The following is a 13,510-nucleotide window of genomic DNA, read 5'->3' as shown; positions in this document are numbered from 1 at the left end:
TCCGAGATGAGATTTCCCTTTGAGCAATCAAGAAAGACCCCTCAGAGACGATGAGGTAGATAGGTCATGGGTGGAAGCGTGGTGACACGTGGAGCTGAATGATACTAATCGGTCGAGGCTTTGATCTAGTCTATGGTTTGTATTGATGAATCTTCAGTTTTCAGGGAACAAGCCCTGAATATGTCTGGTGGCGATAGCGAAGCGGCCACACCCGTTCCCATGCCGAACACGGAAGTTAAGCGCTTCAGCGCCGAAAGTAGTTGGGGGTCTCCCCCTGTGAGGATAGGACGTCGCCAGGCAAACGGTGGTTCTGGAGCATTCGCTCAAGGGCCGCCGCTTTTTTATATCGTGATTCAAATGAAAGAGAGGAAGAACAGATGGCCAAAAAAATCAAAGTATACGTCGAGCCAAACGAGACAGTCGGTGAGTGTTTAGACCGAATTGCTCAAATGGGATATCGCCCGGTACGTAGGATTGAAAAGCCAGTCTTTGAAAAAACGGGAAACAAAGACGAACCTGTACATTCCCATCAATCGATTTTATTTGAGTGCGTTCCTCTCAATCCATAATGCCAAGCCGTCCTTTAAACAGGGCGGCTTTTTTTCTTTTTCGCAAACCGTTCTAAAAGCGAACGATAAATATTCAGACAATTAAAATGTTCGCAGTTTGTTGACATGTTTTCAAAGAACAAGGTACGATAGGCGTGTGAGTTAAGAAAATCAAATATCGCTCCATATAATCGCAAGGAAATGGCTTGCAAGTTTCTACCTGATCACCGATTCTGATCAGACTATGGGGTATAGTCGACATTTTTTTGTCGTGCTCTATACCCTAAACTGATGAACCGGTTTAGGGATTTCTTTATTTTAAGGGGGACGTTGACGTGAAGACAGTTGGTGTAATCATGGGCAGTTCGTCTGACTGGGATACGATGAAACACACATGTGCCGTACTTGATGAACTCCATATCCCATATGAGAAACAAGTCGTATCGGCGCACCGAACGCCGGATGTCATGTTCGAATATGCAGAAAACGCTAGAGAGCGTGGCATTCATGTCATCATTGCAGGTGCAGGCGGTGCGGCTCACCTTCCTGGAATGGTGGCTGCAAAAACGACATTACCCGTTATCGGCGTACCTGTTCAATCAAAAGCATTGAACGGACTTGATTCACTGCTTTCCATCGTCCAGATGCCGGCTGGTGTTCCCGTTGCCACGGTGGCAATCGGGAAAGCAGGTGCTATGAATGCAGCGCTCCTCGCGACTCAAATCCTTAGCCTTGAGTCGGTAGAAGTGACGGAGCGTCTAGAAGCGTATCGTCAAGCTAAACGAGATATGGCGCTACGAGGAACGGAGGAACTCGTCTGATGCGGATCGGGATATTAGGTGGGGGACAACTCGGTCGGATGATGTCGCTTAGCGCGAGTGCGATGGGTTATGAGACGCTCAGTCTCGATCCAAACCCGAATGCACCTGCCGCTCAAGTCGCCCCGAGTATCGTGGCAAGTTTTGACGACATCGAGGCTGCCAAACAACTCGCAACGCGTTCAGACGTCATCACGTATGAGTTTGAGAATATCGACACTGCCATGATTGAAGCGATTCATGAAAAATGTCCGCAAGGAATGGATGTCTTAAAAGCAACTCAGCACCGCTTGCTTGAGAAGCAGATGATCGAGGCAGCAGGATTGCGCGTCGCGCCTTACGTGCCGGTCCGGTCAGTGCGAGATGTGTTTCGGGCTCAAGATTTACTAGGACTTCCTCTAGTCATCAAGACGTGCCGCTTCGGTTATGACGGAAAAGGTCAAACCGTACTTCGGACCGAGCAAGACGTACACGCATTCGTCGATCAGTTTAAAGAAGATGAATACGTCGCTGAAGCGTGGCTTCCTTTTAAGAAAGAAATTTCGGTCATCGTGACGAGAGGTTTGCGTGAGACGACGACGTTCCCGATCAGTGAAAACATTCATCGGAATAACATCCTTCACGTATCCATCGTTCCGGCACGTGTTTCAGAGGACGTCTCAGAAGACGCACGGCACGTTGCCTTGCAACTTGCGGATTACATCGGGCTCGTCGGGACGCTCGCAGTCGAACTCTTCGTCATGGAAGACGGCTCACTCTATATAAATGAATTGGCACCACGACCTCACAATTCTGGCCACTATACGATGGATGCATGTGAGACGTCACAGTTCGAACAGCATATCCGCGCAATCACCGGGATGTCACTTGGACGCACGACGCTCCACACGCCTGTTGTCATGGTCAACCTGCTCGGTGAACAGATGGAAGAGTTGAAGCCACAGAACTTACCATCGAATGTTAAACTACATCTGTATGGAAAAGATGAAGCCAAACCGGGACGGAAGATGGGACACTTGAACGTGCTCGGCCATTCCGTCGAGGAGGCGCTTCATACCATCGAACAATTGGCAATTTGGAAGGAGACTGTTTTATGATTTCACGCTATACCCGCCCTGAGATGGCGGCGATTTGGACGGACGAGAACAAGTTTGATGCTTGGCTCAAGGTGGAGCTTTATGCATGTGAAGCCTGGAGTGAGCTAGGTGTCATCCCGAAAGAGGACGTCCAAGTGTTATGGGACAACGCCTCATTCAATGTCGACCGTATCCTTGAAATTGAACAAGAGACACGTCATGACGTCATTGCGTTCACGCGAGCCGTCTCAGAGACGCTTGGCGAAGAAAAGAAATGGGTCCACTACGGTTTGACGTCGACGGATGTCGTCGACACGGCACTGTCTTACTTGATCAAGCAAGCAAACGACATTTTAGAGGCCGATTTGGACCGCTTCATCGACATTCTCGCGGAGAAGGCGAAAGCACATAAATACGACATCATGATGGGTCGCACACACGGTGTCCACGCCGAACCGACGACGTTCGGATTGAAACTTGCCCTCTGGTATGAAGAAATGAAACGCAACAAGAAACGCTTCATGGCAGCACGCGAGACGATCGAATTCGGGAAGATGAGTGGAGCCGTCGGCACGTTCGCCAATATCGACCCGTTCATCGAATCGTACGTGTGTGACAAGTTAGGCATTCAAGCCGCTCCGATCTCGACGCAGACGTTACAGCGTGACCGCCACGCCGAGTACATGTCGACGCTCGCGTTGATCGCCACGTCAATCGAGAAGATGGCAACCGAGATTCGCGGCCTTCAAAAGACAGAGACGCGAGAAGTGGAAGAGTTTTTCGCCAAAGGACAAAAAGGTTCATCGGCGATGCCGCATAAACGCAATCCGATCGGCTCGGAAAACATGACAGGTCTCGCCCGCGTCATCCGTGGACATATGATGACAGCGTACGAGAACGTTCCGCTTTGGCACGAACGCGATATCTCGCACTCGTCGGCAGAACGCATCATCTTGCCGGATGCGACCGGTCTTCTAAACTATATGCTCAACCGGTTCGGCAACATTGTGAAAAACTTGACGGTGTTCCCGGACAATATGCGCCGCAACATGGATCGGACGTTCGGCATCATTTTCTCACAACGCATCTTGCTCGCCTTGATTGAAAAAGGATGGTCACGGGAAGCCGCCTATGATGCGGTCCAACCGAAAGCGATGCAAGCGTGGGAAGAAGAGACGATGTTCCGGACGTTGATTGAACAAGATGCTGAGATGGGCGCACTCTTCACGAGTGACGAACTCGATGACTTGTTCGACCCGCGCTATCATGTACGTCGCGTCGACACAATCTTTGAACGCTGTGGTTTGTAATCGTTGAGGGGCGTCATGCCCCTCTCACTTTAAGGGGGAACGGATACAGATGGAAGCAATCTACGAAGGCAAGGCGAAAGCGTTATATGAAACAGAAGAACCGGGTGTGCTCCGCGTCTATTACAAGGACGACGCGACAGCATTCAACGGGGAAAAGAAACAGTCGATTGACGGCAAAGGTGTATTGAACAACGCCATCACGACTCGGCTGTTCAAACTGATGCACGACAATAAGATTCCGACACACTTTATCGAGAAACTGTCAGACCGCGAACAACTCGTCCGCCGCGTCGACATCATCCCGCTCGAAGTCGTCATCCGGAACGTCGCTGCCGGCAGTCTCGCGAAACGCCTCGGCTGGGAAGAAGGGACGCCGCTCCTTGCCCCAATCGTTGAATTTTATTATAAAGATGACGCACTCGGAGATCCGCTTCTTACTGAAGACCATATCCGCTTACTGCAAGTCGCCACACATAAAGAAGTCGAAACATTGCGACAACTCGGACTTTGGGTGAATGACGTCTTGCTCGAATTTTTCGGGGACCATGGCATCGATCTGATCGACTTCAAACTCGAGTTCGGCAAAGTCGACGGGACGATCATCCTCGCCGATGAGATCTCGCCGGACACGTGCCGGCTCTGGGACAAAGAGACGAAGCAAAAACTCGACAAAGATGTATTCCGTAGAGACCTCGGTTCACTGACCGAGACGTATGGCCAGCTGTTAACACGCATAGGGGGAATGGACCAATGAAAAAAGTGAACGTGTACGTGACATTACGTGAAAGTGTGCTCGACCCACAAGGCGTCGCTGTCAAAGGCGGGCTCGACCATCTCGGTTTCACAGGCGTTGAATCGGTGCGAATCGGAAAAGTGATCGAACTCCAAGTCGCGGATGAGACGACCGAAGCGATGGTCAAAGAGATGTGTGAGAAGTTGCTCGTCAACACGGTCATTGAGAACTACGAGATCGAGATGGGGGTACTCGCATGAAGTTTGCGGTCATCGTCTTCCCAGGATCGAACTGCGACCTTGACATGTACCATGCGGTCAAAGACGTGATTGGCGAAGAAGCAGCATACGTGTTCCATACCGAGACGTCACTTGACGGATATGACGGCGTCTTGTTGCCAGGAGGGTTCTCGTACGGAGACTACTTACGATGCGGGGCCATCGCTCAATTCTCACCGATCATGAACGAAGTCAAACGGTTCGCCGAAGAAGGGCGCCCGGTGCTCGGTATATGCAACGGATTTCAAGTACTCGTCGAGACGGGGTTATTGCCAGGTGTGTTGATGCGAAATCGTGACTTGAAGTTCATGTGTAAGACGATCGAGTTGAAAGTCGAAAACAACGAGACGATGTTCACGAACGATTATACGGTCGGAGAAACGATTCGGGTCCCAATCGCACACGGGGAAGGCAATTACTACTGTGATGACGAGACGCTCGAGACGCTTCGCACAAACGGACAAATCGCCTTCACGTATACGGACAACCCGAACGGATCGGTCGCCAACATTGCGGGTATCACGAACGCACAAGGCAACGTGCTCGGCATGATGCCGCACCCGGAACGGGCGGTCGAGGCACTCTTAGGTGGAGAAGACGGAAAACGATTATTCACTTCGATGGTGAAATGGGGGACACGACATGCTAGTTACAACTGAACCGACTGCGACACACATCCGGGAACAACGACTTTACGCGACGATGGGGCTCACAGACGACGAATACGGACTCGTCGTCTCACTCTTGGGCCGCGACCCGAACTATACAGAGATCGGCTTGTTCTCGGTCATGTGGTCAGAACACTGTTCGTACAAAAACTCGAAGCCTGTGCTCCGTAAATTCCCGACGACCGGGAAACACGTCCTCCAAGGACCTGGTGAAGGAGCAGGAATCGTCGACATCGGTGACGGCCAAGCGGTCGCTTTCAAGATCGAGAGCCATAACCATCCGTCAGCGATCGAACCGTACCAAGGAGCGGCGACAGGGGTCGGCGGCATCATTCGCGACATCTTCTCGATGGGCGCGCGTCCCGTCGCTCTGCTCAACTCGCTCCGCTTCGGAGATTTGAACGAATCACGTGTGAAACATTTATTCGGACATGTCGTCTCTGGGATCGCCGGGTACGGCAACTGTGTCGGCATCCCGACAGTCGGCGGGGAAGTCGCATTCGATCCAGCCTATTCGGGTAACCCGCTCGTCAACGCGATGTGTGTCGGGCTCATCCGCCACGAAGACATTCAAAAAGGAATCGCGGAAGGTGTCGGCAATTCGGTCATGTACGTCGGGGCCACGACAGGACGCGACGGCATTCACGGGGCGACGTTCGCTTCTGAAGAACTCGGGGAAGACGCAGACGAGAAGCGTCCCGCGGTCCAAGTCGGCGATCCGTTCATGGAGAAATTGCTGATCGAGGCGTGCCTCGAGGTCATCAAGCATCCGGCCCTAGTCGGCATCCAAGACATGGGAGCGGCCGGTCTCACCTCGTCTTCGGCTGAGATGGCATCAAAAGCAGGCATGGGCATCGAGATGAACCTCGACCTCGTCCCGCAACGTGAGTCAGGAATGACACCTTACGAGATGATGTTGTCGGAGTCACAAGAGCGTATGCTCCTCGTCGTCAAAGCAGGACACGAAGACGAAATCGAAGCGATCGTCACGAAGTGGGGACTTCATGCGATCAAAGTCGGCGAAGTCATCGAAGAGAAAGTGCTCCGTCTCGTCCATCACGGCGAAGTTGCGGCCGAAGTACCGGTCGATGCGCTCGCTGAAGACGCACCTGTCTACCATAAGCCGTCAAAAGTTCCGGCTTATTACGAAACGTTCCAAGCGATGGCGCCGGTGCAACCGGTCGTGACGGATGTGCTCGCGACGTGGAAAGACGTCCTCGCCATGCCGACGATCGCCTCGAAACGTTGGGTGTATGAGCAATACGACCATATGGTCCAAACGTCGACCGTCGTCGCACCTGGTAGCGACGCAGCCGTCATCCGGATTCGTGACACCGACAAGTCACTTGCGATGACGACGGATTGTAACGCGAAATACGTCTACCTCGATCCGCGTGTCGGCGGTGCGATCGCGGTCGCCGAGGCGGCGCGCAACATCGTCGCGAGCGGAGCCGAACCGCTTGCGTTGACCGACTGCTTGAACTTCGGAAGCCCGGATAAACCGGAAGGGTTCTGGCAACTCGATCAAGCCGTCGAAGGCATGGCCGAGGCGTGCCGGACGCTCGACACACCGGTCATCGGCGGGAACGTCTCACTTTACAACGAATCGAACGGCACGGCCATCTATCCGACACCGGTCGTCGGCATGGTCGGTTTGATCGAAAAGCCGGAACATATCACGACTTCATTCGCCAAGACAGCAGACGACGTCGTCTTCTTGCTCGGTGAGACGAAACGTGAGTTCGGCGGGAGCGCCCTCCAAATGCTGCAAGACGGGAAAGTGAGCGGGCACGCACCGACGCTCGATTTGGCGACAGAACGTACGAATCAGCAAGCGCTCCTTTCGGCCATTCGTGCAGGGCTCGTCACGGCCGCCCACGACGTGTCGGAAGGCGGGCTCGCCGCAGCACTCCCTGAACTCGTGTTCGGGACTGGCTTCGGTTTAGACGTCACGGTCGATACGGATCTCGTGACGACACTGTTCAGTGAGTCCCAGTCACGCTTCCTCGTCACCGTCCCACCGGCACAGGCGGAGGCGTTCGCCAAGCTGACGAATGCGACACAAATCGGGCATGTGACCGACACGTCGCTTCTCACAATCCGGGCGAGCGATCGTCTCATTGAAATGAATGTCACCGAGCTTGAACGTGTATGGGAAGGAGCTATTCCATGTTATATGACATCCGAGGCATGAATGAGGAGTGCGGTGTGTTCGGCGTCTACGGACACATCGACGCGTCTCATCTCGCCTATTACGGCCTCCATAGTCTGCAACACCGCGGCCAAGAAGGGACGGGCATCGTCACAGCCGACGGCGAGCGCTTGAATGCGAAGCGCGGTCTCGGTCTCGTGGCCGAAGTGTTCGATGAGCCGTCACTCGATGCGCTCACTGGACATCATGCCATCGGACACGTCCGATACTCGACGGCGGGCGGCAATACGCTCGAGAACGTCCAACCGCTCCATTTCAAATCGCTCACGGGTGACTTGGCGATGGCGCATAACGGCAATCTCGTCAATGCCAACGAGTTGAAACATATGCTCGAGGCGGAAGGGGCGATCTTTCAAACGACGTCCGATACGGAAGTCGTCGCCCACTTGATCAAACGGAGCCGGGGCACGTCACTCAAAGAACGAATCTCGGACAGCTTGGCCCGCCTCGTCGGGGCGTTCGCTTTCCTCTTCTTGACGGAAGACGCCCTTTACGTCGCAGTCGACGTCCATGGACTTCGACCGCTCTCGCTCGGACAGACCGAGGACGGGGCGTATGTGTTCGCCTCAGAGACGTGTGCGTTCGACGTCGTGGGGGCGACGTACGTGCGTGACGTCGAGCCAGGAGAACTGCTTATGATCACAACGGACGGGATCACATCCGAGCGTTACAGTGAAGCCGCGGTCCGGGCGATGTGTTCGATGGAGTACATTTATTTCTCACGACCGGACTCGATTATCGACGGGGTCAACGTTCATACGGCACGTAAAGCGATGGGGAAAAAGATGTTCGACGAGGCGCCTGTCGAGGCGGACGTCGTGACCGGAGTCCCAGACTCTAGCATCTCGGCAGCGATCGGCTATGCCGAGGCGAGCGGAATCCCGTATGAGATGGGGCTCATCAAAAACCGTTACGTCGGGCGGACGTTCATCCAACCGTCGCAAGAGCTCCGTGAACGAGGCGTCAAAATGAAACTATCGGCGCTCCGAGGCGTCGTGAACGGTAAACGCGTGATCATGGTCGATGATTCCATCGTCCGCGGCACGACGAGCCGACGAATCGTGAAGATGCTTCGAGAAGCCGGGGCGACAGAAGTGCACGTACGGATCACGTCACCTCCAATCAAGCATCCGTGTTATTACGGCATCGATACGTCATCAAAGGAAGAGTTGATTGCGGCCACCAAATCCATCAAAGAGATCAAAGAAGAGATTGGGGCCGACTCACTTGCATTTCTCTCGTTAGAAGGTACGGTCGAGGCGATCGACCGACCGTTCGAAGGGAACTTGCGCGGGCAGTGCGCCGCTTGCTTCACCGGACTTTATCCGACAGAACTGGCGGAACTTGTGACAGAGACAAAAGCTTGAGGGGGACTGACGATGAGTTTAAGATATGAACAAGCGGGTGTGAATTTAGAGGCAGGCTATGAGGCGGTGTCGCGCATGAAGCGTCACGTCGCGCGGACGATGCGTCCCGAAGTGATGACAGGGCTTGGCAGCTTCGGTGCGATGATCGATCTCGGATCGATGCAGATGAAGCATCCGATTTTAGTGAGCGGCACGGACGGGGTCGGCACGAAGCTGAAACTCGCGTTCGCGCTCGATCAACATGATACGATTGGAATTGACTGTGTGGCGATGTGTGTCAACGACTGCCTCGTCCATGGTGCCGAACCGCTCTATTTCTTAGACTATATCGCGACCGGAAAAGCCGATCCGGCGAAGCTCGAGCGGATCGTCGCAGGTGTGGCCGAAGGCTGCGTCCAAGCCGGTTGCGCCCTCGTCGGCGGCGAGACGGCCGAAATGCCGGGCATGTATCCGGACGGGGAATACGACATCGCAGGATTCGCTGTCGGTGTCGTCGAGAAAGAAGCACTCATCGACGGACGGACGATCGAAGCCGGGAACATCGTGCTAGGGTTAGCGTCGTCCGGCGTCCATTCGAACGGTTTCTCACTCGTCCGCCATATCGTTGAAGCGCAAGGACTCGCCTACACGGATGAGATCGCAATGCTCGATACGACGCTCGGCAACGCGTTACTCTTGCCGACACGCATCTATTCAGAGGCGGCGAAAGCAGCGATTTCGACCGGACTCGTCCAAGGGATGGCGCACATCACCGGCGGCGGGTTCTATGAGAACGTACCGCGCATGTTGCCTGAAGGTCTTGGTGTCACGTTTGACGCATCAAGTTGGCCAAGCCTCCCGGTCTTCGATTGGCTCGAACAAGTCGGACACGTCTCGAAACAAGAGATGTTCAACGTCTTTAATATGGGGATCGGTTTCATGATCGCAGTCCGCCCGGAGGATGTCGCGACGGTAGAAGCAGCATTGGAACGCGCCGGCGAGACGTCGCACCGGATTGGGAAAGTCGAAGCGAAGCCCGGCGTCCGCGTCATGGGGGTTGACCAGTGAAGCGGTTCGCCATCTTCGCCTCTGGCTCGGGCAGCAACGCCGAAGCGATTTGGCAAGCGATCGAACGCGGTGATTTGTCTGGGGAGTGCGTTCTGCTCGTCTCGGACAAACCGGAGGCGAAAGTGCTCGAGCGGGCGGATCGGTTCAACATCCCGAGTTTCTCGTTTGAGCCTAAGGCTTACGCATCAAAAGCTGAATTTGAACAGGAGATTCTCGTCCTGTTACAGGCGCTCGGCGCTGACTATATCGTCTTGGCCGGGTATATGCGATTGATTGGGGACGTATTGCTTACCGCGTATCCAAACCAAATCATCAACATCCATCCGTCGCTCCTGCCGGCCTTCCCTGGAAAAGACGCCATTGGACAAGCGCTCGCGGCGAACGTGCCAACGAGCGGGGCCACCGTCCATTACGTCGATGCCGGGATGGACACGGGCCCAATCATCGCCCAACGCGAAGTAGAGATTACGGACTGTGATGCCGTGGAAGCGACAAGACGGATTCAAGCGGTCGAGCATGCGCTCTATCCGCACGTATTACATCAAGTGTTCATTCAACAGGAGGTCTTCAAGTGAGAGCATTACTTAGTGTGTCAGATAAGACAGGAATCATTGAACTTGCGAGCGTGTTACATGAGGCTGGCATTGAACTCATCTCAACCGGCGGAACGGAAGCGGCACTCGTCGCGGCCGGCCTCCCGGTGAAGAACATCTCAGAAGTGACATCGTTCCCAGAGATGCTCGATGGGCGTGTGAAGACGCTCCATCCGCTCGTCCATGGCGGACTTCTCGGACGGCGCGATTTAGACTCGCACGTCGAGCAGATGAAAGACCACGCCATCGAACCGATCGATTACGTCGTCGTCAACTTGTATCCGTTCAAAGAGACGATCGCGAAAGAGAACGCGACGTATGACGAAGCGATTGAAAACATCGATATCGGCGGACCGAGCATGTTGCGCTCTGCGGCCAAAAACCATGCGAGCGTGACGGTCGTCGTCGACCCGGCCGACTACATGTCTGTCGCACAAGAAGTTCAGAACGGCGGGACGTCGTTTGAGACGAGACAACGCCTGGCGACGAAAGCGTTTCGCCATACGGCGGCTTATGACGCGTTGATTGCCGACTATTTAGGTCAACAAATCGGTGAGACGTTCCCAGAGCAACTCACGGTCACGTACGAAAAAGTACAAGACCTTCGCTACGGGGAAAATCCGCACCAACAAGCCGCGTTTTATAAGACACCGCTCTATAACGGAATGACACTCGCGAACGCGACGCAACTCCACGGGAAAGAACTCTCGTACAACAACATCCAAGACACGAATGCGGCGCTCGAAGCGCTCACGGAATTGACGGAGCCGGCAGCGGTCGTCGTCAAACATATGAACCCGTGCGGAGTCGCGGTCGGAAAAACGATCAGCCAAGCGTTCGCCCGGGCCCATGCGGCCGACCCGGTCTCGATCTTTGGTGGCATCGTCGCATTGAACCGTGAAGTTGATTTGGAGACGGCAGAAGCGCTTCGGAACATCTTCCTCGAAATCGTCATTGCCCCATCCTTTAGCGAGGCAGCACTTGACCGATTGAAAGAGAAAAAGAATTTACGTCTATTGACGCTCGAGATGGGGCAAATGACCGGTTCACGGTTGACGGCCGTCGCCGGCGGACTGCTCGTTCAAGACGGCGATGACATGACACTCGACGACGCCTCGTGCCAAATCGTGACCGACCGTCGGCCGACAGCAGCGGAATGGGAAGACTTGAAGCTCGCTTGGCGTGTCGTCAAACATGTGAAATCGAACGCGATCGTCGTGGCGAAAGATGAGACGACGATCGGCATCGGTGCCGGACAGATGAACCGGGTCGGGGCGGCGAAAATTGCTTTCGAACAAGCGGGTGAGCGGGCAAGCGGTGCCGCGCTCGGCAGTGACGCGTTCTTCCCGATGGGGGATACGGTCGAAGCGGCAGCGGCAGCAGGAATTACGGCCATCATTCAACCAGGCGGTTCGATTCGCGACGAGGAGTCGATTGAAGCGGCGAACCGTCACGGCATCACGATGGTGTTCACGTCAGTTCGACACTTCAAACATTGAGAGGAGCGATACGATGAATGTACTCGTCATTGGACGCGGCGGCCGTGAACATGCGCTCGCTTGGAAGTTGAAACAAGATGGGCATGAAGTTTTCGTGGCTCCAGGCAACCTCAATATGGATGGGATGACGTGCGTGCCAATCGAAGAGACGGACGTCGTGGCGCTCGTCCGCTTCGCTGAGACCGAACAGATCGACTGGACGATCGTCGGTCCCGAATCGGCGCTCATGGCTGGGGTCGTCGATGTGTTCGCAGCAAACGGACACCGCATCTTCGGTCCGGCGAAAGCGGCCGCCCTGCTCGAAGGGAGCAAGGCGTTCGCGAAAGAAGTGATGCGAGAGGCGAACATCCCGACAGCGGGGTATGAGACGTTCAACGACAAGGACGAAGCGCTCGCTTATATCGAGGCACAAGGCGCTCCCCTCGTCGTCAAGGCGGACGGCCTTGCCGCCGGAAAAGGCGTGACTGTCGCGTTCACACTCGAGGAGGCGCGAGCGGCCATCATCGATATTTTCACGACCGATAAGTTCGGTGCTCAGTCGCGTGTCGTCATCGAGGAATTTTTAGAAGGCGAAGAGTTCTCGCTTATGGCGTTCGTCTCAGGAGAACATGTCATTCCGATGATCACATCCCAAGACCATAAACGTGCCTTTGACGGCGACGCAGGACCGAACACCGGCGGGATGGGTGCGTACAGCCCGATGCCTCATTTAAAAGAGGCTGTTTACAAAGAGGCGGTCGAGCGTGTGCTCTTCCCGCTCGCTAAGACGATGGTCGAGCGGGGGACGCCGTTTGAAGGGTTCTTATATGCGGGACTCATTTTGACGGAGGACGGACCGAAAGTGATCGAGTTCAACGCCCGTTTCGGCGACCCGGAAACAGAAGTCATCCTGCCGAACTTGGCGTCGCCGCTTCTTGACGTCATCGAGGCGGTCGTCGCGAAAGAGCCGTATCCGATCGAATGGCGCGATGAATATACGATTGGAATCGTCGTCGCCGCGGCCGGCTATCCGGGGCAGGCGGTAAGCGGTCAAGTGCTCTCCGGTTTTGATCAATTACCGGACGACGTGCTCGTGTTCCATGCCGGGACGACGCGCGACATGAACCGAGTGATCGGCAACGGAGGTCGGCTCTTCGTCATCACCTCAACAAAACCGACGTTGCTTGAAGCGAAACGTACGGCGTATGCGGCGCTCGAGACGCTCGAGCTGCCGGAGACGTTTTATCGAACCGATATCGCTGGCCGGGCACTTGCTCGTATTTTTTAAAGGATGGGTCAACCCATCCTTTTTTTCATGCGAAAAGAAGGGAATCCCCGCTTCCTGCTCTACAATAATGGGGTAGATTGAAGGAAGAAGGTGG

13 protein-coding genes, 2 rRNA genes and 1 riboswitch are annotated in these 13,510 nt (G+C 54.8%); all 15 genes read left to right on the top strand.

The window, feature by feature from the left end:
* Window positions 1–128, top strand: a 23S ribosomal RNA gene (locus tag JJU47_RS03135); the annotation flags it as partial.
* A 55-nt stretch (window positions 129–183) separates the two neighbouring features.
* Window positions 184–299 (top strand): 5S ribosomal RNA (gene rrf / locus JJU47_RS03130).
* A gap of 78 nt (window positions 300–377) precedes the next feature.
* Complete coding sequence (locus tag JJU47_RS03125) at window positions 378–569, top strand: NETI motif-containing protein (RefSeq protein ID WP_228616107.1); 192 nt, start codon at window positions 378–380, stop codon at window positions 567–569.
* A gap of 142 nt (window positions 570–711) precedes the next feature.
* Window positions 712–813: riboswitch (purine riboswitch) on the top strand.
* Between the two features lie 91 nt (window positions 814–904).
* Window positions 905–1,369: a 5-(carboxyamino)imidazole ribonucleotide mutase gene (gene purE / locus JJU47_RS03120; RefSeq protein WP_228616117.1), complete on the top strand. Its 465-nt coding sequence runs from the start codon at window positions 905–907 to the stop codon at window positions 1,367–1,369.
* A complete protein-coding gene (gene purK / locus JJU47_RS03115) occupies window positions 1,369–2,463 on the top strand; it encodes a 5-(carboxyamino)imidazole ribonucleotide synthase (RefSeq protein ID WP_228616104.1) in 1,095 nt (364 codons plus the stop codon). Before purE ends, purK begins: the two co-directional genes overlap by 1 nt.
* A complete protein-coding gene (purB, locus tag JJU47_RS03110) occupies window positions 2,460–3,752 on the top strand; it encodes an adenylosuccinate lyase (protein WP_228616102.1) in 1,293 nt (430 codons plus the stop codon). The genes purK and purB overlap by 4 nt, the downstream gene beginning before the upstream one ends.
* A 49-nt stretch (window positions 3,753–3,801) precedes the next feature.
* A complete protein-coding gene (gene purC, locus JJU47_RS03105; protein ID WP_228616100.1) occupies window positions 3,802–4,506 on the top strand; it encodes a phosphoribosylaminoimidazolesuccinocarboxamide synthase in 705 nt (234 codons plus the stop codon).
* On the top strand, window positions 4,503–4,745 hold the full coding sequence (gene purS, locus JJU47_RS03100; protein ID WP_228616098.1) for a phosphoribosylformylglycinamidine synthase subunit PurS: 243 nt from the start codon (window positions 4,503–4,505) through the stop codon (window positions 4,743–4,745). Before purC ends, purS begins: the two co-directional genes overlap by 4 nt.
* The gene (purQ, locus tag JJU47_RS03095) at window positions 4,742–5,422 is read left to right on the top strand and encodes a phosphoribosylformylglycinamidine synthase subunit PurQ (RefSeq protein ID WP_228616096.1); all 681 of its coding nucleotides are present in this window, start codon (window positions 4,742–4,744) and stop codon (window positions 5,420–5,422) included. The genes purS and purQ overlap by 4 nt, the downstream gene beginning before the upstream one ends.
* Window positions 5,406–7,625: a phosphoribosylformylglycinamidine synthase subunit PurL gene (gene purL / locus JJU47_RS03090; protein ID WP_228616094.1), complete on the top strand. Its 2,220-nt coding sequence runs from the start codon at window positions 5,406–5,408 to the stop codon at window positions 7,623–7,625. Before purQ ends, purL begins: the two co-directional genes overlap by 17 nt.
* Window positions 7,601–9,010, top strand: coding sequence for an amidophosphoribosyltransferase (gene purF, locus JJU47_RS03085; protein ID WP_228616092.1), 1,410 nt, complete (start codon window positions 7,601–7,603; stop codon window positions 9,008–9,010). Before purL ends, purF begins: the two co-directional genes overlap by 25 nt.
* A 12-nt stretch (window positions 9,011–9,022) precedes the next feature.
* Window positions 9,023–10,057 (top strand): phosphoribosylformylglycinamidine cyclo-ligase, encoded by a 1,035-nt coding sequence (gene purM / locus JJU47_RS03080; RefSeq protein WP_228616090.1) that lies wholly within the window; start codon window positions 9,023–9,025, stop codon window positions 10,055–10,057.
* Window positions 10,054–10,632, top strand: a complete 579-nt coding sequence (gene purN / locus JJU47_RS03075; RefSeq protein ID WP_228616088.1) for a phosphoribosylglycinamide formyltransferase — start codon at window positions 10,054–10,056, stop codon at window positions 10,630–10,632. The genes purM and purN overlap by 4 nt, the downstream gene beginning before the upstream one ends.
* A complete protein-coding gene (gene purH / locus JJU47_RS03070) occupies window positions 10,629–12,149 on the top strand; it encodes a bifunctional phosphoribosylaminoimidazolecarboxamide formyltransferase/IMP cyclohydrolase (protein WP_228616086.1) in 1,521 nt (506 codons plus the stop codon). Before purN ends, purH begins: the two co-directional genes overlap by 4 nt.
* A 13-nt stretch (window positions 12,150–12,162) precedes the next feature.
* The gene (purD, locus tag JJU47_RS03065; protein ID WP_228616083.1) at window positions 12,163–13,416 is read left to right on the top strand and encodes a phosphoribosylamine--glycine ligase; all 1,254 of its coding nucleotides are present in this window, start codon (window positions 12,163–12,165) and stop codon (window positions 13,414–13,416) included.
* Window positions 13,417–13,510 lie beyond the last annotated feature (94 nt).

The organism is Exiguobacterium sp. (assembly GCF_020832205.1).
GTDB lineage: Bacteria > Bacillota > Bacilli > Exiguobacteriales > Exiguobacteriaceae > Exiguobacterium.
The sequence above is the reverse complement of the archived record's forward strand: the minus strand, read 5'-3'. Positions and strand labels throughout refer to the sequence as shown.

Excerpts from the sequence above, each read along its gene's own strand:
- purQ (WP_228616096.1), top strand. The coding sequence starts at position 4,742 with ATGAAGTTTGCGGTCATCGTCTTCCCAGGATCGAACTGCGACCTTGAC.
- purL (WP_228616094.1), top strand. The coding sequence starts at position 5,406 with ATGCTAGTTACAACTGAACCGACTGCGACACACATCCGGGAACAACGA.
- purD (WP_228616083.1), top strand. The coding sequence starts at position 12,163 with ATGAATGTACTCGTCATTGGACGCGGCGGCCGTGAACATGCGCTCGCT.
- purE (WP_228616117.1), top strand. The coding sequence starts at position 905 with ATGGGCAGTTCGTCTGACTGGGATACGATGAAACACACATGTGCCGTA.
- purM (WP_228616090.1), top strand. The coding sequence starts at position 9,023 with ATGAGTTTAAGATATGAACAAGCGGGTGTGAATTTAGAGGCAGGCTAT.
- purB (WP_228616102.1), top strand. The coding sequence starts at position 2,460 with ATGATTTCACGCTATACCCGCCCTGAGATGGCGGCGATTTGGACGGAC.
- JJU47_RS03125 (WP_228616107.1), top strand. The coding sequence starts at position 378 with ATGGCCAAAAAAATCAAAGTATACGTCGAGCCAAACGAGACAGTCGGT.
- purF (WP_228616092.1), top strand. The coding sequence starts at position 7,601 with ATGTTATATGACATCCGAGGCATGAATGAGGAGTGCGGTGTGTTCGGC.
- purK (WP_228616104.1), top strand. The coding sequence starts at position 1,369 with ATGCGGATCGGGATATTAGGTGGGGGACAACTCGGTCGGATGATGTCG.
- purS (WP_228616098.1), top strand. The coding sequence starts at position 4,503 with ATGAAAAAAGTGAACGTGTACGTGACATTACGTGAAAGTGTGCTCGAC.
- purC (WP_228616100.1), top strand. The coding sequence starts at position 3,802 with ATGGAAGCAATCTACGAAGGCAAGGCGAAAGCGTTATATGAAACAGAA.